This is a genomic window from Luteibacter sp. 329MFSha (assembly GCF_900111665.1).
Classification (GTDB): Bacteria; Pseudomonadota; Gammaproteobacteria; order Xanthomonadales; family Rhodanobacteraceae; genus Luteibacter.
On record NZ_FOJE01000004.1, the window covers coordinates 48,609 to 70,023 of the forward strand.

General features: G+C 67.3%; 18 protein-coding genes. 11 read left to right on the forward strand and 7 right to left on the reverse strand.

Going from position 1 to position 21,415, the window contains the following annotated elements:
• Nucleotides 1-104: 104 nt before the first annotated feature.
• The 7 genes from BMW54_RS15815 to BMW54_RS15845 all read right to left on the reverse strand — a co-directional run bounded on the left by BMW54_RS15815 (nt 105) and on the right by BMW54_RS15845 (nt 5,128).
• A complete protein-coding gene (locus BMW54_RS15815) occupies nt 105-821 on the reverse strand; it encodes a glycosyltransferase (RefSeq protein ID WP_090057964.1) in 717 nt (238 codons plus the stop codon).
• An 80-nt stretch (nt 822-901) separates the two neighbouring features.
• On the reverse strand, nt 902-1,636 hold the full coding sequence (locus BMW54_RS15820) for a DUF3379 family protein (RefSeq protein ID WP_090057967.1): 735 nt from the start codon (nt 1,634-1,636) through the stop codon (nt 902-904).
• Nucleotides 1,633-2,166: a sigma-70 family RNA polymerase sigma factor gene (locus BMW54_RS15825; protein WP_090057969.1), complete on the reverse strand. Its 534-nt coding sequence runs from the start codon at nt 2,164-2,166 to the stop codon at nt 1,633-1,635. Before BMW54_RS15825 ends, BMW54_RS15820 begins: the two co-directional genes overlap by 4 nt.
• A 23-nt stretch (nt 2,167-2,189) precedes the next feature.
• Nucleotides 2,190-3,062 (reverse strand): ParB/RepB/Spo0J family partition protein, encoded by an 873-nt coding sequence (locus BMW54_RS15830; protein WP_090057972.1) that lies wholly within the window; start codon nt 3,060-3,062, stop codon nt 2,190-2,192.
• 9 nt (nt 3,063-3,071) lie between these two features.
• On the reverse strand, nt 3,072-3,920 hold the full coding sequence (locus tag BMW54_RS15835) for a ParA family protein (protein WP_090057974.1): 849 nt from the start codon (nt 3,918-3,920) through the stop codon (nt 3,072-3,074).
• Between the two features lie 76 nt (nt 3,921-3,996).
• Nucleotides 3,997-4,626 (reverse strand): 16S rRNA (guanine(527)-N(7))-methyltransferase RsmG, encoded by a 630-nt coding sequence (rsmG, locus tag BMW54_RS15840; RefSeq protein ID WP_090057976.1) that lies wholly within the window; start codon nt 4,624-4,626, stop codon nt 3,997-3,999.
• A 67-nt stretch (nt 4,627-4,693) separates the two neighbouring features.
• Nucleotides 4,694-5,128: an SPFH domain-containing protein gene (locus tag BMW54_RS15845; protein ID WP_090057979.1), complete on the reverse strand. Its 435-nt coding sequence runs from the start codon at nt 5,126-5,128 to the stop codon at nt 4,694-4,696.
• Between the two features lie 314 nt (nt 5,129-5,442).
• Here BMW54_RS15845 and BMW54_RS15850 point away from each other — a divergent pair, with 314 nt between their 5' ends.
• The 11 genes from BMW54_RS15850 (at nt 5,443) to BMW54_RS15900 (ending at nt 21,276) form a co-directional block, all read left to right on the forward strand.
• Complete coding sequence (locus BMW54_RS15850) at nt 5,443-5,712, forward strand: hypothetical protein (RefSeq protein WP_090057981.1); 270 nt, start codon at nt 5,443-5,445, stop codon at nt 5,710-5,712.
• Nucleotides 5,712-5,975: a hypothetical protein gene (locus tag BMW54_RS15855; protein WP_090057982.1), complete on the forward strand. Its 264-nt coding sequence runs from the start codon at nt 5,712-5,714 to the stop codon at nt 5,973-5,975. Before BMW54_RS15850 ends, BMW54_RS15855 begins: the two co-directional genes overlap by 1 nt.
• A gap of 3 nt (nt 5,976-5,978) precedes the next feature.
• Entirely contained in the window at nt 5,979-7,580 is a 1,602-nt protein-coding gene (locus BMW54_RS15860; protein ID WP_090057984.1) for a PepSY-associated TM helix domain-containing protein, read from the forward strand.
• Between the two features lie 390 nt (nt 7,581-7,970).
• Nucleotides 7,971-8,996 (forward strand): LacI family DNA-binding transcriptional regulator, encoded by a 1,026-nt coding sequence (locus BMW54_RS15865; RefSeq protein ID WP_090057985.1) that lies wholly within the window; start codon nt 7,971-7,973, stop codon nt 8,994-8,996.
• A 247-nt stretch (nt 8,997-9,243) separates the two neighbouring features.
• Nucleotides 9,244-12,270: a TonB-dependent receptor gene (locus tag BMW54_RS15870; protein ID WP_254779405.1), complete on the forward strand. Its 3,027-nt coding sequence runs from the start codon at nt 9,244-9,246 to the stop codon at nt 12,268-12,270.
• A gap of 105 nt (nt 12,271-12,375) precedes the next feature.
• Nucleotides 12,376-13,896 carry a tryptophan halogenase family protein gene (locus tag BMW54_RS15875; protein ID WP_090057989.1) on the forward strand — a complete coding sequence of 507 codons (1,521 nt, stop codon included), beginning with the start codon at nt 12,376-12,378 and terminating at the stop codon, nt 13,894-13,896.
• Between the two features lie 118 nt (nt 13,897-14,014).
• Nucleotides 14,015-15,496, forward strand: a complete 1,482-nt coding sequence (locus BMW54_RS15880; protein WP_090057990.1) for a glucoamylase family protein — start codon at nt 14,015-14,017, stop codon at nt 15,494-15,496.
• Nucleotides 15,493-16,782: a sugar ABC transporter substrate-binding protein gene (locus tag BMW54_RS15885; RefSeq protein ID WP_090057992.1), complete on the forward strand. Its 1,290-nt coding sequence runs from the start codon at nt 15,493-15,495 to the stop codon at nt 16,780-16,782. The genes BMW54_RS15880 and BMW54_RS15885 overlap by 4 nt, the downstream gene beginning before the upstream one ends.
• Nucleotides 16,779-17,657: a carbohydrate ABC transporter permease gene (locus BMW54_RS15890; RefSeq protein WP_090057995.1), complete on the forward strand. Its 879-nt coding sequence runs from the start codon at nt 16,779-16,781 to the stop codon at nt 17,655-17,657. Before BMW54_RS15885 ends, BMW54_RS15890 begins: the two co-directional genes overlap by 4 nt.
• Nucleotides 17,654-18,475, forward strand: coding sequence for a carbohydrate ABC transporter permease (locus BMW54_RS15895; protein WP_090057996.1), 822 nt, complete (start codon nt 17,654-17,656; stop codon nt 18,473-18,475). Before BMW54_RS15890 ends, BMW54_RS15895 begins: the two co-directional genes overlap by 4 nt.
• A 2-nt stretch (nt 18,476-18,477) precedes the next feature.
• Nucleotides 18,478-21,276 (forward strand): glycoside hydrolase family 15 protein, encoded by a 2,799-nt coding sequence (locus BMW54_RS15900; protein ID WP_090057998.1) that lies wholly within the window; start codon nt 18,478-18,480, stop codon nt 21,274-21,276.
• Nucleotides 21,277-21,415: the final 139 nt, after the last annotated feature.

Below are 21,415 nucleotides of genomic sequence, written 5' to 3' on the forward strand. Positions count from 1 at the left end.
GCCCCCAGCTGTGGGAGCGCACCTGGGCGCGACATCTCTTGAGGCCGTGCCCCGGAGCTGGCGCGCCACCTTGGGAACCGCGGCGAAAAGCTGTCGCGGCCTGGTCAGATCTCCTCGGTGCGCGTGACCTTGGCGCGGCGCATCAGCCATGCCACGCCGCGCAGGTCGGCGAGGCCGACCCAGAGGCGGTCGAGCATGCCGTACTTCGACGTGCCGGCAGTGCGCGGGCGATGGCCCACCGGCACGCTCATGCTGGCGAAGCCCGCGCGCTTGACCAGCGCCGGCAGGTAGCGGTGCATGTGATCGAAGTAGGGCAGGCGCAGGAACGTCTCGCGCTCGAACAGCTTGAGGCCGCAGCCGGTGTCCGGCGTGTCGTCCTGGAGCATGCGCGAGCGCACCGCGTTGGCGATCTTCGACGAGATGCGCTTGTTGAAGCTGTCGCGGCGCGTCACGCGCCAGCCGGCGAAGAGCTTCAGCTCCGGCGCGGCGTCCTTGCGGGCGGCGAGCAGTTTGGGGATGTCGGCGGGATCGTTCTGGCCGTCGCCGTCCAGCGTGGCGATCCACGGGGCGCGCGCGGAACGCACGCCGTTCCACACGGCCGTGCTTTGGCCGCTGCGCGTGATGTGGCGAACGATCCGCAGCTCGGGATACTGCGCCCGTGCCGCGCTCAGCACGGCGACGCTGTCGTCGGTGCTGTCGTCGTCGACGTAGATGATTTCGAAGTCGATCCGGCCACGCAGGGCCGAGGCGATCTCGGCGAGGAGGGGCGGGATGTTGTCGCGCTCGTTGAAGACGGGCACGACCACGGCGAGATCGGTCATCGCGGTTCCGGTGGCGGCGGGATTCGGGGCGGCATTATCGCCCAAGCGGCGGCCGAGCGGACCCCCGCGCCCGGCACCGTTCAGATCCGGCCGACGCTCGGCGCCTGCTGCCCGTCGATGGCATCGCGCCAACCGCGCGCCACGGCGTCCATGGTGCGCCGGCTGGCGCCCTGCGCCAGCACGACCAGCGTGCCGCCGCTCAGGGCCATCTCGCGGCCGTCCCACCCGTCGCGGTGGAAATCGGAGTCGCCGACGGTCATGGTCCCCGGCATGTAGAGCGCGACGACGGGTTCGTCGTTCATCCGGGTGACGAGGTGCACGGCGCGGTACGGACCCACCCAGCAGTCGTGCACGTACGTCACGCCCGCCGGGGCGGGCCCCTTCAGGCGAGCGCCGCGGCCTTCGAAGCCCGCGTCGACCTGGGCGTCGGTCATCGGCCGCGTGAGGTCCAGCGCGTCGAGTTCGCCCGGCATGTGGGCGACCGCGAGCGCCGGCAGCGAGTTCAGGTCCGCGTGGCGCCAGTACATGCCCGCGCCCATGAAGGCGATGATCAGCGACGCGGCCATGGCGAGCCAGCCGCGACGGCGGACCACCTGACTGCGACGCTCGCTCGTCGCCTGCGCCAGCAGGATCCGATCGGCGAGACCGTCGGGCACCGGCACGGCCATGGCCGCCTCGATGTCGTCCTCGAAACGCTGGGCGCGCTGCCAGAACGCGCCGCATCCGTCACGGCAGGCATCGCGGTGGGCGAGGAGCTCGGGATCGCGCGAGCGAGGCTCGGCGCCGATGCGGCGGCGGAAGTCGAGGCAGTTCATTTCCGGCCCCCTTCGGCCACGGCGCGTCCGCCGAGCAGGTCCTTCAGGCGCTGCCGTGCACGGAACAACTGGGTCATCACCGCACCGGGCTGCTGGCCCGTGCGTTCGGCGATCTCGTCGCCGGTCATCCCGCCGAGCACCTGCATGGCGAGCGGGTCGCGGTATTTCTCCGGGAGCCTGAGGATGGCGTCGCGCACCTGCGCGGCGTCGCCGCTGCGTTCGGGGCTCGCGAAGGGCGCGTCCTCGGCCACGGTGTCGTCGAGTTCCACGGTCTCGAAGCGCTTGCGCTCGTACAGGCGCGCGTGTTCGCGGCGCAGGATCGTGAACAGCCAGGGCTTCGCCGACTCGGCGTCGCGCAAGGAATCGAGATTCTTCCACGCGCGCAGGAACGTCTCCTGGACGAGGTCCTGAGCTGTGGCTTCGGAGCGCGACAACCAGTAGGCGTACCGGTAAAGGTCGGCCGACAGGGCGCGCACCATGGCTTCATACTGGCGCTGCCTGGGATTCACACCCTTCTTGACCGGCGCCATGGCCCGTTCCTTACACCGTGTCCTCAGCGGACCTTTGAAAGGATGCCGTCCAGCTCGTCGAGGCTGTGGTAATGGATCACCAGCTTGCCCTTGCCGCCGCGGCCGTGCGCGACCTCCACCCGGGCGGCGAAGCGCTCGGCGAGCTCACGCTCGAGGTTGGCGATGTTCGGATCCACGGGCGCCGCCTTCGCCTTGCCCTTGGGTTCGAGCTGCGCCTTGCGGGCCGCGTCCTCCAGCTCGCGCACCGTCCAGCCGTGACGGGCGGCCTCGAGCGCCAGCGGCTCGGCGATGGTGGACGGCAGCGTGAGCAGGGCGCGCGCGTGACCCATCTCCAGCTTGCTCTCGTCGAGGAGCTGCTTGATGGAGGCCGGCAGCTCCATCAGGCGGAGCAGGTTGGACACGGCCGCGCGCGAGCGGCCGACGGCGTCGGCGGCCTGCTGGTGCGTCAGGTCGAACTCGTCGATCAGCCGCTGCAGGGCCTGGGCCTCCTCGAGCGGCGTCAGCTCCTGACGCTGGATGTTCTCGATCAGCGCCATGGCCAGCACGGACTGCTCGGGCACGTCCTTCACCAGCGCGGGGATCTCGCTCATGGAAGCGCGCTGCGCGGCGCGCCAGCGGCGTTCGCCGGCGATCAGCTCGTAGCTGTTCTTCCCGATGGCGCGGACGACAACCGGCTGGATCAGACCCTGCGCCTTGATGGAGGCCGCGAGTTCGTCGAGGGCTTCATCGTTCCAGTGGCGGCGCGGCTGGTACTTGCCGGCCTGGATGTGGTGGATCGGCAGCGTGCGCAACTCGCCTTCCTGCTCGACGATCGACGGCGGGGCATCGGGCCCCGCGCCACCGCCCAGGAGGGCGTCGAGGCCTCGGCCGAGTCCACGTTTCTTCGCTGCTGCCATGGGAGCTCCTTAAGAGATCGTCGGGGCGGCGCCGGACGGGTCCGGCGCGGCTTCGTCGATGTCGGTCGCGGTATCGGCCGCGCCCTGCGTCGCCAGCGCGCGCTCGCGGCGGATGATCTCGCCGGCGAGGCCGATGTAGGCGATGGCGCCGCGCGAACCGCGGTCGTAGAGATGGATCGGCTGGCCGTGGCTCGGCGCCTCGGCGAGGCGGACGTTGCGCGGAATGATCGAACGCAGGACCTTCTCGCCGAAATGCTGCGTGAGCTGGGCGGACACCTCGTTGCCGAGGTTGTTGCGCACGTCGTACATGGTGCGCAGCAGGCCCTCGACCTCGAGCTTCGGGTTCAGGCGCTGGCGCACGGCTTCGATCGTGTCGAGCAGGCTGGACAGCCCTTCGAGCGCGAAGTATTCGCATTGCACCGGGATCAGCACGCCATCGGCGGCCGTCAGCGCGTTGAGCGTCAGGAGGTGCAGCGAGGGCGGGCAGTCGATCAGGATCGTGTCGTAGCGATCCGCGACGCGCGCGAGCTGCTCCTTCAGGCGCTGCTCGCGGGCCATGGCGTCCATCAGCTTCAGCTCGGCGGCCGTCAGGTCGCCGTTGCCCGGGAGCAGGTCGTAGCCGGCCTCGGTACGCACCAGCACGTCCGCGATGGCGGCCTCGTCGAGCAGGACCTCGCAGCCGTTCGGCTTGGTGTTGTACTTGTCCACGCCCGACGCCATGGTGGCGTTGCCCTGCGGATCGAAGTCGACGAGCAGCACCTTGCGCTTCGCGGCGGCGAGGGCCGCGGCGAGGTTGACGGAGGTGGTGGTCTTGCCGACGCCGCCCTTCTGGTTGGCGACTGCGAGGATGCGGGCCATGGGGTACCGGTAGCTGCCGTGCGCGGAAAGGGCGCTAGCGTAGCATCGCCGCGCGATGGCCGCTGCCGTGGGCGCGTCAGCTCCGCCGGATGACCACCAGGTGGCGCTCGCCATCGACCCCGGGAACCTTCAGCGCGTGGATCGCCTCGACGCGGAAGCCTTCCGGTACGCCGTCCAGCTCGTCGGCCGGGTGCTTGCCCTTCATCGCGAGCCAGGTGCCGTTCGGCGCGAGCAGGTGGCCGCCCCAGCGAAGCATGTCGGCGAGCGTGGCGAAGGCACGCGCCGTGACGCATTCGAAGGTGCCTTCGACGTCCTCGACCCGGCTCTGCAGCGCGCGGCCGTTGGTCAGCTTCAGCGAGCGGATCGCCTCGCGCAGGAAGCGGACCTTCTTCCCGTTGGAATCGACCATGAGCACCTCGCGCGCAGGCTCGGCGATCGCGATGGGGATGCCCGGCAGGCCCGGGCCGGTGCCGAGGTCGGCCAGGCTGCGGCCGTGCACGTAGGGAAGGATCGCCAGCGAGTCCACGAGGTGGCGCGCGATCATTTCCTCGTCGTTGCGGATCGCCGTGAGGTTGTAGGCCGCGTTCCAGCGCTCCAGCAGCTCGCGATAATCGAGCAGGCGCCCGATGGCGTCGTCCGGCAACGACACGCCGAGGCTGGCGATGCCGCGTTCGAGTTGGGCTTGCAGAACGTCGCGCGCGGTCATGCGGCACCAGGGAGGGGCGAGGGTCGCAAAGTATGGAAGCGCAGGCGCGATGGCGCCAGCGCGACGATCAGGCGGCGTCGAGCTCGACGCGGGTGACCAGCATGCCGCGAGCGCGGAGCGAACCGTTCACCGCGTGCTTGAGCTGGGTGCCGACGGCACGGCGGTCCGCCGTGTGGCCGGTGCTCGCGTCGCGCAGAGCGGCGACGACGTTGGTGCGGATGAGCTCCGGCGCTTCGTCGATCACCTCGTCGGCCACTTCCGGCTCCAGCACCTGCCAGTAGACGGTGCCGCCGTCGAAACGCAGCACCTGGCCCCCAAGGTCGATCTTGTGCGCGACACGGTCGATGACGGGCAGCACGACGTGCGTGCCGGCGCCGAGCAGCGCCGGCGAACGGCCCAGGCGGCGAACGCTGTAGACCGTGCCCTCGGGAATACGCCGGACCGACACCGCCGCGAGAGCGAAGGCAACGAGAGTCGTGACGATGAGGGCGGTGGTCAACATGGCTGCTACATCAACGTGTTATTGGCTTTTCCTGTCGCACCGCGTAGCGAGACGCCGCATCACGATGATCGGTGGGGTGTTAATTCTAATTTAACGGCGAGCGTTAACGCCAGTTTTACCAAACCCCGATGTTCAGTTAGCGGTCGGGTTGGTCAAAACTTGAGCAGTGGGCAAATTCTGCTCAGCGGTCGGAGATTTTTCTCATGGGAGTGACCGAGGGCGTCCCTGGCGCAGGGCACGCCAGCCCACGCCCGTTTGACCGGTCCGGCGCGAATGATAATAATTATCAATCAGTCACCTGCCCGGCGCGTCCCATGAACATCCTCGGTTGTCTGGCGGCTTTCATCGCCATGGCGCTCGCCTATCTCTGCTCGCGCAACCAGCGGCTTCTCGCGCGGCCCATCGGTCCCGCGGGGCGGATCGGAGCGGCCGCCTTCGCCGTCGTGGCGCTGGTCGCCTGGATCGCCGGCGAGACGTCGTTGCCGGGGATCTTCGCCGCGGCGACCGCCCTGATGTTCGGCGCCGTGGCGTTGCCCTACATCACCTGGCTGTTCCGCCCCGCCACCGCCCGGAAGACGCCCTGATGCTGGGCAAGACTTTCGCCGGCATCCTGCTCGGGCTGCCCCTGTCGATGGCCCTCATCTCCTTCGTCATCTGGGTGTGGCCGCATTCGAGCGAAGCCGTCTTCATCCCGATGATGGTGGCGTTCTTTCCCCTGTGGATCGGCATCATGGCCGCCACGTATCTCTTCCGCAGCGGTGTCCGCGCCTGGGCCTGGCTCGCCGTGGCGAACGTCGCGGCGTTCGCCGCGTTGTTCCTCGCCAAGCACACGCTGCCCGGGCTCTGACCGATGAAAGCTTCCACCATCCGCACGTTCACCACCGTGCACACCTGGACGGGCCTCCTCGCCGGTTTCGCATTGTTCATCGCGTTCTACGCCGGCGCCCTGACGATGTTCCACGAAGAGATCGACGCGTGGGCGCTGCCGAAGGCCGAGATGGCGCGCGCGGACACGATGGATCGCGCGCACGCCATGCTCGCGGACATCGTCGCGAAGCATCCCGCCGCGGCCGAGCAGATCGGCGTCACCTACCCCGCCGACCACCCGTCGCACGAGGTCGCCGCCTACTGGATGGAAAAGAACGGCGACTGGAAGACGCAGTCGCTTGGCGAAGCCGCGCCGCGCGACTCGGAAGACCACGAACACGGTCTTGCCGACTTCGTCTACGAACTGCACTACGACCTCGGCATCCCGGTGGTGGGCATCTACCTCATGGGCGTCGTCAGCATCGTCTACGGACTGGCGCTGCTCACGGGCCTGCTGATCCACCTGCCCAACCTGACGCGCGAGCTGTTCGCGCTGCGCCCGGGCCACAACCTGAAACGCCTCTGGCAGGACGCGCACAACGTCATCGGCATCCTCAGCCTGCCCTTCCACATCGTCTTCGCCATCACGGGCGCGCTGCTGTGCCTCACCCTCGTGATGCTGGTCGCGTTCAACACGCTGACGTTCGACGGCAAGGTGATGGGCGCGTTCGAACGCATGACCAGCGCGCTGCCCGCGTCGCAAGGCAAGGGCGGTAGCGCGCCGATGCTCTCGCCGGCGGAACTCGGCGCGCGTGCGCGCCAGGCCGCGCTCGCCGCTGGCGCCGCGAATTTCGATCCCGACTACATGCGCTACATGCATTACGGTCAGCAGGGCGCCACCGCGGAAGTGCGCGGCACCTCCGCGAAGACCCTCGGCGAATACGGCGCCGTCGCGCTCGACGCCATCGACGGCCACGTGATCAACGTGCAGCTGACGGGCGCGCGCGACGCGAACCACGCGACGTATTCCGCCATCTTCGGCCTGCACTTCGGCACGTTCGGCAGCCTCTCGCTGCGCTGGCTTTACTTCCTGCTCGGCCTCGCGGGCGCGTTCCTGTTCTACTCGGGCAACCTGCTGTACATCGAGTCGCGCCGCAAACGGCGCAGCGCGGAACAGCCGATGAAAGTGCGCGCGATGGCCACCGCCACGGTCGGCGTGTGCATCGGCGCGTGCTTCGCGATCTCGACGACGTTCCTCGGCAATCTCGTCGGCCCGCTGTTCGGCGCCGAACCGACCGCGATCGTGCAGCCGGTATGCTTCACCGCCTTCGCCGGCGCCATCGCGTGGACGTTCTGGCGGCGTCCCGCGAAAGCCGCGGTCGACCTGCTCTTCGCCACCGCCGCCGTGAGCGTGGCCGTCGGCGTGCTCGACGTGGTGGTCCACCACGACCGCCTGCTCCGCACGCTGGCCGAAGGCCGCTACGCGGTGCTCGGCGTCGATCTCGTCGCCATCGCCATGGGCGCGGGCTTCGCCTGGCTCGGCGTCGCGACGCGCCGCCGTGCGGTCGATGGCGACCCATGCAGCGTATGGTCGTCGCGGCGGGCTGCGGCGAAGGAAGCGCAGCGCGAGCTCCAGGAAGCCTGACCCCGTCGCCAGCAGCACGCGTCCGCCGAAACATGCCGCCCCGGTGTCCGACAGCGCCGTCGGCTTCCACCCTCGGTGCGACTTGCGGAACCGAGCGCGGCGGGCGGACGAAATGTAACGCCCGTTACGTGGTGCTGACCATGGCAGCTATTTATTTCGGTGAAGGCCTTGTGCATGGATCGCGCTGCGTCGCAGCATCCTGCTACGTACCACTCAAGCGCCTGTCTGCATTCGCGAAATTCCTGGTTCTTATCAAGTGGTCTGCAAGTTCGAGTGAGATAGTTCCGCATCGCAGCAAGCCCCTGTTTTCGAACGCTTTACAAGCTCCTGTGAAAACGTTTACGTTCCGCGCCGTCGAGACCCGGGAGGGGTCGCTTTCAAGGGCGTGTACTGGTGAGTGTGACGATCAAAGACGTCGCGAGGATGGCCAACGTGTCGGTGGCCTCGGTCTCGCGTGCGCTCAACGGACACAGCGGCGTGACCGCGGAAACGCAGAAGCGCATCCGCGAAGTGGCCGCCCGTCTTCGCTACGTGCCCCATAACGCCGCCCGCAGCCTCATCACCCGGCGCACCCAGACCATCGGCGCGCTGCTCCCGGACCTGCATGGCGCGTTCTTCTCCGAACTGATCCGCGGCATCGATCTCGCGGCGCGTGCCCGTGGGCTGTACCTGCTGGTGTCGAGCTCGCACGGCGATGCCACCGAGGCCGCGATCGCGCTGCGCGCGATGCAGGGCCGCGTGGACGGACTGCTGGTGATGTCGCCGCATGCCGACGAAGCGTTCCTCGACGAGAATCTTCCGCTGGTGCTCCCCACGGTGCTGATCAACAGCCACGTGCGTTCGGAGCGCCACGCTGCCCTCGACCTTGACGACTTCGGCGGCGCGTACGCGATGACGGAGCATCTGCTCTCGCTCGGCCGCAAGCGCATCGCCTTCATCAACGGCCCCGAAGTGAACCACGACGTGCAGGAGCGTTGCCGCGGCTATCGCGAAGCGATGGCCAAGGCCAGCCTCGCCGATCGCGCGGTGGTGCTTCCGGGCGACTTCACCGAGGAATCCGGTTATCACGCCGGCAAGCAGGCGCTGGCGATGGTGCCGCGCCCCGACGCGATCTTCGCCGCGAACGACATGATGGCCATCGGCTGCCTCTCCGCGCTTTCCGAAGCGCAGGTACGCACGCCCGCCGACATCGCGGTCGCCGGTTTCGACGACATCCCCATGGCGCGCTACGTCTCGCCGCCGCTCAGCACCGTCCGCGTGCGCATCGCCGAACTGGGCGAGTCGGCACTCGAACGTCTCGTCCGCATGATCGAAGCACCCGACGACGCGCCGCCCGAGCCGCGCACCGTCGTCGGCACCGAACTCGTCGTCCGCGCCTCGTGTGGCGGCAGCGACACGGTACGACGGCGGGCCTGACACCCGTCGGACACGCGGCTTGCCGGGCCGCGGACTGGATTCCCAGGACGGCGCTCGACAGGACTTCGCAGCATGCATCCGTTCCGCCATGCGGAAGGATGAGACATACGGGGCGAATGCTTCGACAAGAGTGGCGCCCGAGCCACCCCGAGAACGACAACAAGGTCGACCACCGTACGTTTCGTCCGTGGATCGGATCACACAACACACAGAAAGAGTTTGGGAGAGGGGAACAATGAAAGCCTCGATGCAGTTGAAGAAGAAGATCCTCGCGGGCGTCATCACCGCGACGGTCGCCGCCGCCGCGGTCGCGCCGTCCGCCTATGCGCAGACCGTCGTCGCCACCCTGCGCGGCAAGGCCACGCCGGGCGCGACCGTCACCGCGTTCAATCCGTCCACGGGTCTGTCGCGCAAGGCCACGGCCGGCGCCGATGGCATGTACACCATCAACGGCCTGCCGCCGGCGACCTATCAGGTCGATGCCGGCCCGGGCACGCAGCAGACGGTCACCCTGACGGTCGCCTCGACCGCCACGCTGAACCTTCCGGCCGCGGCCGCCGCCGGCGCCGCACCGGCCGACGCGTCCGCCGCGACGGCGATGGAAGGCGTCACGGTCAACGCGACCACCCTGACGGAAGTCCGCACGCCGGAAGTCGCGAAGACGATCTCGCTGCACCAGATCCAGACGATCCCGCAGGTCTCGCGCAACTTCCTCGAGTTCGCCGATACCGTGCCGGGCATGGTCTTCAGCGTCGACGCGCAGGGCCACACCTCGCTGCGCGGCGGTGCGCAGAACAACAGCTCGGTCAACGTCTTCATCGACGGCGTGGGCCAGAAGAGCTACGTGAAGGAGGGCGGCGTCGCCGGCCAGGTCAACAGCCAGGGCAACCCGTTCCCGCAGCTCGCCATCGGCGAGTACAAGGTCATCACGTCGAACTACAAGGCCGAGTACGACCAGGTCTCTTCGGCCGCGATCACGGCCGAGACCAAGTCCGGCACGAACGAGTTCCACGGCGAGACGTTCTACACGTACACCTCGGACAAGTACCGCAGCCGCACCGCGGCCGAGGAGGACGGCGAGAAGGCCCGTTCGTTCGAAAAGGAATACGGCTTCGCGCTCGGCGGTCCGATCATCAAGGACCAGATGCACTTCTTCGTGACGTTCGAGCAGAAGAAGTTCGACACGCCGATTACCGTGACCCCGGGTTCGAACGTGCCTGACCGCGCCATCGGCCTGCTCCCGGCCGCGGCGCAGTCCGAACTGGGCCCCGCGAACCTTCCGTTCGACGAGAAGCTGTACTTCGGCAAGATCGACTGGGAGTTCTCCGACCGCGACCGCATCGAGATCAGCACGCAGGTCCGCCGCGAAACGCAGGCCGACAACATCGGCGCCGGCCAGTCGCGTTCGCAGTCGATCACGACCGAGAACCACGATACCCGTGGCACCTTCCGCTGGCAGCATAGCGGCGACTGGTACTTCAACGAGTTCAAGGCGACCTACGAGAACTCGTCGAACGACCCGCTGCCTCTGAACTACGGCAACGGCTACAACTACCAGTGGCGCCCGAACAACGACGCCGCGATCATCGGCATCGGCGCCGCCTCGCCGCTTGCGACGCAGATCAAGGGCCAGGAAGGTCCGTCGATCCAGGACGACTTCACGTTCAACAACCTCACCTGGCACGGCGACCATGTCGTCAAGGTCGGCTACAAGTACAAGGAAGTCACCCTGCACGCGCAGGATGCCCAGGACACGAACCCGCAGTTCTTCTACAACGTCGACGATGGTGGCACGCAGCCCCTGCCGTACAAGGCGCAGTTCTCGAACCCGGTCCCCGGCCTGAACTCGGTCGCCGAGACGAAGAGCAAGCAGTACGGCGCGTACATCCAGGACGACTGGTCGGTCAACGACCACCTGATCCTCAACCTCGGCGTGCGCTGGGACAAGGAGAAGACGCCGTCGTACCTCGATTACGTGACGCCGCAGAACGTCATCGACGGCTTCAACTCGCTGGATCAGAACGCCCAGGCGCAGTTCCCGGGCCAGACGTACGCGCAGACGCTGGCGAAGGGCGGCATCAACTACCGCGACTACATCGGCACCGGCAACAATCGCCACGCGCAGAACCAGTGGGCGCCGCGCCTCGGCTTCTCCTACGACCTGTTCGCCGACGAAGAGCACGTGATCCACGGCGGCGCGGGCCGTTCGTACGATCGCAACCTGTACGACTACCTGCAGCTGGAGCAGACCAAGTCCGCGCTGCCGTACCAGGAGATCTTCTTCAACATCCCGAACCGTCCCTGCGAGGTCGGTCCGAACACGAACTGCGTCGCCTGGGATCCGGCGTACCTCAATGGCCTCCAGAACCTGCAGGCGCTCGTCGCCGGTTCGAACAAGGGCCAGGAGGTCGACATGCTCAACAACGACCTGAAGGCACCGTACTCGGACCAGTTCAGCATCGGCATGTCGAACAAGCTGGGAGACTGGAACACGGATGCCACGGTCACGCGCGTCCTGTCGTATGACGGCTTCGCGTTCACGCTGGGCAACCGCTATCCGGACGGCTCGTTCTTCCAGAACGGCACGCAGCCGTGGAACAACGGCATCCCGGGCTTCGGTTCGATGATCATCGGCAACAACGGCATCCGCACGCGTACCACGCAGGTGCTGCTGTCGGCCGACAAGCCGTACACCCGTGAGTCGGGCTGGAGCGCCAACTTCGCGTACACCTACAGCCGCGCGAAGCAGAATCGCGACATCAAGGAACACTACTCGTTCGACGAGCCGACGATCTTCGCCTATCCGTTCGTCACCTCGAACGCGGTGTCGAAGCATCGTTTCGTCGCCACCGGTTCGCTGGACGGTCCGTGGGGCTTCAGCTTCTCGGCGAAGCTGACGCTCGCCACCCCGCTGCCGTGGAACGGCACGGTGGGCTACGGCGGCGGCTATATCTTCCCGACCGGCGAGGCGAACCGTCCGATGGCGTTCACTCCGCCGGGCTCGAAGTTCCTGGTCGGCGGCAAGATCTGGGGCTATCGCGACATCGACGTGCAGGCCACGAAGGACTTCCTGATCAACGAGAACGACCAGACGAAGTTCTACATCCGCTTCGACGTGCTCAACGTGTTCAACTGGAAGAACTTCGTGGACTACACGACGAACTTCGGTACGAACGGCGTGCCGGCGATGGGTACGCCGGTCGTGTTCAACAAGAAGGGCAACATCCAGTTCGTGCCGCGCACAGCGCGCTTCACGGCTGGTTTCAAGTTCTAAACCGCTCCACGGCGCATCCGGTACGCATGGCCGGATGCGCTTCATTCGGCGCCCGCGATTCTCCCCGCGGGCGCCTTTCTTTGACGACGCCAGCGGTCATCATCCATGAGCCACGCCATCACGAACATCGTCGTCGTCGGAGGAGGCACCGCTGGCTGGATGGCAGCGTCGGCGCTGTCGCGCGTACTCAACCGCCAGGCGACCGTGCGGCTCGTGGAATCGGACGAGATCGGCATCGTCGGTGTCGGCGAGGCGACCGTTCCGCACATCAAGGCGTTCAACAACCTGCTGGGCATCAACGAAGCCGACTTCGTGGCGCGCACGCAGGGCACCTTCAAGCTCGGCATCCAGTTTCGTGACTGGGGCAGCCTGGGGGATTCGTACATCCATGGCTTCGGCGTCATGGGCCACGACATCGGCCTCACGCCGTTCCATCAGTATTGGCTCAAGGGCCGGCTGGCGGGCTGCGCCACCGACCTCATCGACTATTCGGTCAACACGGTCGCGGCGATCCGCGGCAAGTTCATGCCGGCGCCGGTCGACGTGCCCGCCAGCAATCCGCTCGGTGGCATCGCCTACGCCTACCACTTCGACGCCGCCCTCTATGCGCGCTACCTGCGTGCGTACAGCGAGGCCCGCGGCGTGCGCCGCACCGAAGGCAGGATTCGCGACGTCGAACTCGATCCGGCGACGGGCCATGTCCGCGCCGTGCTCCTCGACGACGGCGAGCGCGTGGAAGGCGATCTCTTCATCGACTGCTCCGGCTTCCGTGGCCTGCTCATCGAAGGCGCCCTGAAGACCGGTTACGAGGAATGGACCCGCTGGCTGCCCTGCGACCGCGCGCTGGCCGTGCCGTGCGAGCGCGTGGAGGCGCCGACGCCGTACACGCGCTGCACCGCGCGCGAGGCCGGTTGGCAATGGCGCATCCCGCTGCAGCATCGCACCGGCAACGGCTACGTATATTCGAGCCAGTACATCGGCGACGACGCCGCCACCGCGAAGCTGCTGGCGCGGCTCGACGGAAAGGCGCTCGCGGATCCGCGTCCGTTGCGATTCGTCACGGGCATGCGCAAGAAGTCGTGGAACCGGAACGTCGTCGCGCTCGGGCTCGCCAGCGGCTTCATGGAGCCGCTGGAGTCGACCAGCATCCACATGATCCAGGCGGGCATCTCGAAACTGCTCCAGCTGTTCCCTTCGAACGGCGTGATGGATCCGGTGCTCGCCGACCGTTTCAACGAGCAGACGCGCTTCGAGTGCGAACGCATCCGCGATTTCCTCGTGCTGCACTACAAGGCCACCACACGCGACGACTCGCCGTTCTGGAATCACTGCCGCACGATGGAGATTCCGGATTCGCTGCAGGCGAACATCGACCTGTTCCGCCACAGCGGACGCTTCTTCCGCAACGGCGAGGAGATGTTCGGCGCCGTCAGCTGGATCCAGGTGATGATCGGCCAGGGGATCATGCCCACCGGCTACAACCCGCTTGTCGACCAGATGCCGGACGACGATCTTCCGAAGTTCCTCAACAGCGTGCGCGAGATCGTGTCGAAGAACGTCGATCTCATGCCCACCCACCAGCAATTCATCGATCGCGAGTGCCGCGCCGCGGCGGAGGCCGTGTGAAGACGGCCACGGCGATTGCCTTGGGACCATCCGGCCCGTATGGTTCGGAGTTCACGCAAGGCCCTTCGGGGCCTTTATGCGACCCCGCGACGTAAACGTTTACGCAACAGGATTCACGATGCAAGCCAAGACCCTGAAACGCCTCTCCCTCGCCGTCGGCGTCATGCTCGCCACCGTCGCTCCGTTCGCCGTGGCGCAGACCGAAGCGGCGAAGCCGAAGCACGCCGCCGCGTCCGCGATCCGCGACGTGCACACCGTGCCGCCGATGATCGCGGATCTGGAGAAGCGGACGTTCCAGTGGTTCTGGGACAGCGCGAATCCGTCGAACGGCCTGATTCCCGATCATTACCCCACCGATTCGTTCGCATCGATTGCCTCGGTCGGTTTCGGCCTGACCGCGTACGGCGTCGGCGTCGAGCGCGGCTACATCACGCGCGACCAGGCGATCGACCGCACGCTGGCCACGCTGCGCTTCTTCCGCGATGCGCCGCAGAACACCGACGAAGACGGCGCGACGGGCTACAAGGGTTTCTTCTATCACTTCCTCAACATGCAGACGGGCGCCCGCTTCGACCGCTGGGTCGAGGTGTCCACCGTCGACACCACGCTGCTGCTCGGCGGCATCCTGTTCGCGCAGAGCTACTACGACCGTGACACGGCGAAGGAAAAGGAGATCCGCGACATCGCCGACGAGATCTACCGTCGCGTGGACTGGACGTGGGCACAGACCCGCGCGCCGCTGATCAACATGGGCTGGACGCCGGGCGGCAAGGCGATTCCGCACGACTGGGAGGGCTACAACGAAGGCATGCTCGTCTACCTGCTCGCGCTCGGCTCGCCGACGCATCCGGTGGGCGACGATGCCTGGCAGGCCTGGACGAAGACGTATGACAAGACCTGGGGTGAGTTTCACGGCCAGACGTTCCTCAACTTCGCACCGCTGTTCGGTCACCAGTACAGCCACACGTTCGTCGATTTCCGCGGCATCCGCGATGCCTGGAGCAGGGCGCACGACCTCGACTACTTCGAGAACAGCCGCCGCGCGACGTATTCGCAGCAGGCCTACGCCGTCGCCAATCCGGGCGGCTGGAAGGGCTATGGCAAGAACGTCTGGGGCCTCACGGCCAGCAACGGCCCCGGCGGCCTGATCATCAAGCAGGGCGACCGCGAGCGCACGTACGCGGGCTACACGGCGCGCGGCGCCGGTCGCGATTACATCTCGGACGACGGCACCATCGTGCCGACCGCGGCCGGCGGCTCGATCGCGTTCGCGCCCGAGATCGTGATCCCGGCGCTGGAAGAAATGAAGAAGAAGTACGGTCAGTACATCTATACGAAGTACGGCTTCGTCGACGCGTTCAACCTGACGTTCGACACGAAGACCGACCTGCGCACGGGCCGCCTCGTGCCGGGCTTCGGCTGGGCCGATACCGTGCACCTGGGCATCGACCAGGGCCCGATCGTGCTGATGATCGAGAATTACCGCAGCGAGTTCGTCTGGAACGTGATGAAGAAGAACCCGTACATCCGCAAGGGCCTCCAGCGCGCCGGCTTCACCGGCGGCTGGCTCGACGCCGACACGGCCGCGAACCTGTGGTGAAGCGCTTCGCCCGCACGCTTCGCTTCACGCTCGTGCTGGCGCTCGCCGGCGCGGGCGTCGCCGGCTGCGCGAAGAAGGAAGAGGGCACGCGGACGCTGCAGTTCTGGACGATCGGCCGCGAGGGCGAGGCGGTGGCGAAGCTGCTGCCCGAGTTCGAGCGTGAGCATCCCGGCCTGCACGTCGAAGTGCAGCAGCTGCCGCTGACCGCCGCGCACCAGAAGCTGCTCACCGCGTACGCCGGTGATTCCACGCCGGACATCACCCAGCTCGGCAACACCTGGATACCCGAGATGGTGGCCCTCGGCGCGCTCGAGCCACTGGATGCGCGCGTGGCCGCGTCGAAGGTCGTGGATCCGAAGGATTACTTCGCGGCGATCTGGGCCACCAACGTGATCGACGGCCGGCTCTACGGCGTGCCCTGGTACGTCGACACGCGCCTGCTGTTCTACCGGAAGGATCTCCTGGCGAAGGTCGGTTACGACCACCCGCCGCGCGACTGGGCCGAATGGCGCGCCATGATGGCGAAGCTCTCGCAGCCGCCGGGCAAGGCCTATGGCGTGCTGCTGCCCACCAACGAGTTCGAGCAGCTGCTCGCCCTCGCGCTGCAGTCGGACGATCCGCTGCTGCGCGACGACGGACGCTACGGCAACTTCCGCAGCCCCGGGTTCAAGAAGGCGCTCGCGTTCTACGTGTCGCTGTTCAAGGACCAGCAGGCACCGATGATGACGAACGTCGGCATCGGCAATCCGTGGGCGGCCTTCGGCCAGGGCTTCTTCGCGTTCTATCTCTCCGGCCCGTGGAACATCGGCGAATTCCGCCAGCGGCTGCCGAAGGAGCAGCAGGGCGACTGGGGCACCACGCCGCTGCCGGGTCCGACGGGCCCCGGCGCGTCCAACGCCGGCGGTTCGAGCCTCGTGATCTTCCGCCGCTCGCAGCACAAGGACGACGCCTGGGCGCTGGTCGAATTCCTCTCGCGCCCGGCGATCCAGGCGCGCTTCTACGAGATCCTCGGCGACATGCCGCCACGCCGCTCGTCGTGGGAGATTCCCGCGCTGAAGAACGACGACAAGGCCGCCGCGTTCCGCGACCAGCTCGAGCGCGTGAAGCCGACGCCGCCCGTCGCCGAGTGGGAGCGCATCGTCACCGAGATGCAGCTCGTCGCCGCGCAGGCCGCGCATGGCGACCTCACCATCGACCAGGCCGCGGAAGAGATCGACCGCCGCGCCGACCGTTTGCTGGAAAAACGCCGCTGGATGCTCGACCACGGCAAGAAGGCCACGCCATGACCACCTCCCGCGCCGCCTGGCTGTTCATCACGCCAGCGCTGATCATCCTCGGCCTGTTCTTCCTGCTGCCCGTGGTGGCGGCGCTGGTGCTCTCGGTCACCGACTACGACCTCTACGCGCTGGCGGACATCCGCAACCTGCGCTTCGTGGCGCTGGAGAATTACTGGACGCTGCTGCAGCGTCCGCTGTTCTGGTCGGCGCTCGGGCATACCGTGTATTTCGTGGTCGTGGGCGTGCCGCTGTCGCTGATGGCCTCGCTGGGCGCGGCCATGTTGCTGAACTCGCCGCTCGCTCGCTTCAAGCCCTTCTTCCGCACCGCGCTGTTCGCGCCCGTGGTCACCACGGTCGTGGCCGTGGCCGTCATCTGGCGCTACCTGTTCAATACGAAGTACGGCCTCGTGAACTACGTGTTCGATGCGATCGGCATCCCCACCGTGGACTGGCTCGGCGACCCGCACTGGGCGATGCCGACGATCATCCTCTTCGCAGTGTGGAAGAACTTCGGTTACAACATGATCATCTTCATGGCCGGGCTGCAGGCGATCCCGGGCGACCTCTACGAAGCCGCGCGCATCGACGGTGCGTCGGCGTTCGCGCAGTTCCGCCACATCACGCTGCCGATGCTGAAGCCCACGATGGTCATGGTCAGCATCCTCACGGTGTCCGGCTATTTCCAGCTGTTCGCCGAGCCCTACGTCATGACCGAGGGCGGCCCGCTGCAGAGCACGACCTCGGTGCTATACCTGATGTACGAAGAAGGCTTCAAATGGTGGAACCTCGGCTCGGCCTCGGCCGTGGCCTTCATCCTGTTCGTCATCATGTTCGTGGTGACCGCCGCGATGCTTCGCCTGTCGAAGCGGGGAGAGCCGGCATGAGCCCGCGTGTCGCGAAGGCGCTGATCAACGGCCTGCTCATCGGCGCGGCCGTCATCGCGATCGCGCCGCTGCTGTACATGGTGTCGGTCTCGTTCATGCCGCAGGGCCAGGCCAGCTCGCTGCCGCCCCCCGTGCTGCCGAAGAACGCGACGCTCGACAACTACCGCCAGCTGTTCATGAACGCGGGCATGGGACGCTATCTGTTCAACAGCCTGCTGATCTCGACGGCCATCACGCTGATCTCGCTCGCGTTCAACCTGATGGCGGGCTACGCGTTCGCCAAACTGGAGTTCAGAGGGCGCCAGCGCATCTTCCAGGTGCTGCTGGGTGCGCTGGTGATTCCCGCGCAGGTCGCGATGCTGCCGCTGTTCCTGCTGCTGAAGTACATGGGGCTGGTGAACACCTATGGCGCGGTGATCGTGCCCGCGCTCGCCACGATCTTCGGCATCTTCCTCGTGCGCCAGTACGCCAGCGGCATTCCGGACGACCTGATGGAGGCGGCACGCATCGATGGCGCCGGCGAGTTCCGCATCTTCGCCACGATCGTGATGCCACTGCTGAAGCCGATCATGGTGACGTTGGCGATCTTCACGTTCCTCGCCGCGTGGAACGACTTCATGTGGCCGCTGATCGCGCTGACCGGACAGGAGCACTACACGCTGCCCATCGCGCTGGCGTCGCTGTCGCGCGAACACGTGCAGGACAGCGAGTTGATGATGGCGGGTTCCGTCGTCACCATCCTCCCGGTGCTGGTGCTGTTCCTCGCGCTGCAGCGCTATTACCTCGAAGGACTGCTGCTGGGCAGCGTGAAGGGCTGAGCATGCGATCGACGCTTTTCCTCCTGCACGGCCTCCTTATGTTCGCCGGCGTCGCGGGCGCCACCGACCTCGACACCTTCGACACGGCCGCTGGATGGAAGGCCACGCATACCGACGACGTGAGCGCGACGTTGCGCGCGGTGCCGGGCAAGACCGGACAGGCCATCTGCCTCGCTTACGACTTCAACGGCGTCTCGGGGGCCGCGTCGATCCGCAAGACACTGCCCATCGACTTCCCGGACGGCTTCGCGCTGAGCTTCGACGTCCGCGGGCACATGCCGCCCAACACGCTGCAACTGAAGTTCATCGACGACAGCGGCGACAACGTGTGGTGGCTGCAGAAGCCGTCGTTCGTGCCGACCGATACCTGGCAGACCATCGACGCGACCAGCCGTCAGGTGGAGTACGCGTGGGGCCCGATCAAGGACCGCACGTTGCGGCATACGCGCGAGGTGGAGTTCGTCATTTACAAGGAGGCGCCCATAGAGCCGAGCGGGGTCGGGGGCGGATCGGCCGGTACCGCGAGCACCCTTCGCGCGCCAGCGCGCTTCCCACAGGCGGCCCCTGCCGAGAACAAGGGCGAGGTGTGCTTCGACAACCTGCGCATCGTGCCGCGCCCGCCGGAGGCCGTGCCGGCGCAGCCACCGACGCCGAACGCGGTGTTCGAAGGCCGGGCGAAGGCGGTCCGCCGTGGCCTCTATCCGCGCGGTTTCTCGGGCGAGCAATCGTACTGGACGATCGTGGGCGTGGACGGCGGCAGCCGCGACTCCGCGCTGATCTCCGAAGACGGCGCGGTCGAAGTGACGCGCGGTGGCTTCTCCATCGAACCGTTCCTGATCGAGCGCGGCAAGGTCGTCACGTGGGCCGACGTGACGACGACCCAGTCGCTGCGCGACCGCTACCTGCCGATCCCGTCGGTCCGCTGGGAGGCCGGCACGCTGTCGCTGACCACGACCGCCTTCGCCCAGGGAAAGGCAGGCGCTTCGCAACTCGTGGTCGGCTATCGCGTCGCCAACGACGGCGACGCGCCGCGCGATGTGACACTCGCGCTGGCGGCTCGTCCTTTCCAGGTCAACCCGCCGACGCAGTTCCTCAACGCGCCGGGCGGCATCAGCCGCATCGACGACCTCGCCTTCGACGGCAAGGCGCTGACGGTGAACGGATCGCGCAAGCTGCTGCCGCTCCAGCGCACCACCGCGTTCGTCGCCAGCGCGAATGAACCACGGACGCTGAGCGAGCGCCTCGACGCCGGCGAGCGGCCGACGACGTCGTCGTTGCACGACGCCAGCGGTTTCGCGCAGGGCGCGCTGCTCTACGACGTGCGCGTTCCCGCGCACGGTCATGTCGATCTTGGTGTCGTCGTACCAGTAAATCCCGCCGACGCGGTGGCGATACCGGCCGATGCCGGGCGCTGGATCGCCACGCATGCCGATGCGGTGGCTTCCGCGTGGCGCGAGAAGCTGGATCGTGTATCCGTGACGGTGCCCGCCGTGGCGCAGCCCATCGTCGACACGATGAAGAGCGGCGTGGCGCAGATCCTCATGTCGCGTGACGGTCCGGCGCTGCAGCCAGGCACGCGTTCGTACTCGCGCACCTGGGTGCGCGACGGCGCGATGATGCTGGAGGGCCTGCTGCGCACGGGCCACGAGGATGTCGCGCGCGACTTCATCACCTGGTATGCGCCGCACCAGTTCTCCAACGGCAAGGTGCCGTGCTGCGTCGACGCGCGCGGTTCGGATCCGGTACCCGAAAACGACAGTCACGGCGAGCTGATTTTCAGCGTCGCCGAGCTGTGGCGGTATACGCACGACCGCGCCACGCTCGCCTCGCTCTACCCGCATGTTCGCAAGGCGGTCGCGTACATGGAGACGCTGCGCGCGAGCGAGCGCCAGCCGTCGCGCCTCGGCGGTCCGGATCGCGCGCTCTATGGCCTGATGCCGGCGTCGATCAGTCACGAAGGCTACTCGGCGAAGCCGATGCATTCGTACTGGGACGACTTCTGGGCGTTGAAGGGTTACGACGATGCGGTTCAGCTCGCGCAGGTGCTGGGCGAGCAGGGCGACGCCTCCGCCTTTGGCCGATCGCGCGATCAGTTCCGCGCCGACGTGCACGCGTCGATCGCCGCGGCGGTGAAGGCGAAGGGCATCGATTTCATCCCCGGCTCGGCCGAGCTCGGCGATTTCGACGCGACCTCGACGACGATCGCGCTCTCGCCGGGCGACGAGCAGTCGCGCCTGCCGAAGGCGCTCGTCGATGCGACGTTCGAGAAGTACTGGCAGGGGTTCGTCGCACGCCGCGACGGCAAGACCGCCTGGAAGGATTACACCCCGTACGAGTTGCGGACCATCGCGAGCTTCATTCGTCTTGGGTGGCGCGATCGCCTCGACCAGCTCGTCGCGTTCTTCTTCGCCGACCGCCGGCCGGCGGCGTGGAACCAGTGGGCGGAAGTGGTGGGGCGCGATCCCCGGGAGCCGCGCTTCGTCGGCGACATGCCGCATGCGTGGATCGCTTCGGATTACGTCCGGTCGGCCCTCGACATGTTCGCGTACGACCGCGCGCAGGATGGCGCCATCGTCGTGGCGGCTGGCGTGCAGCCCGGCTGGCTCGCGGGCGAAGGTGTCGCCATCCGCGACCTGCGCACGCCGTATGGACGCTTCGGTTACACGCTGAAGGCCGTGAATGGAAAGGCGGTGCTGACGATCACGCAGCCGGTGAAGGCGCCGGGGGGTGTCGTGCTGTCGCTGCCGTCGGGCGAGGTGAGGGTGCCGGAAGGCGAGAGGTCGGTCAGCGCGCCGCTCTGACCTCGGCGCGCGGCTTCACCGGTTTCGGGCCCGCTCCGCGGGATCGCCGATGCGATCGGCTCCCACCCGCACTTGGGTTAAGTTGCTACCGGAGGGTGGGAGCCGATCGTATCGGCGATGGGTACTCGCACGAAGGACC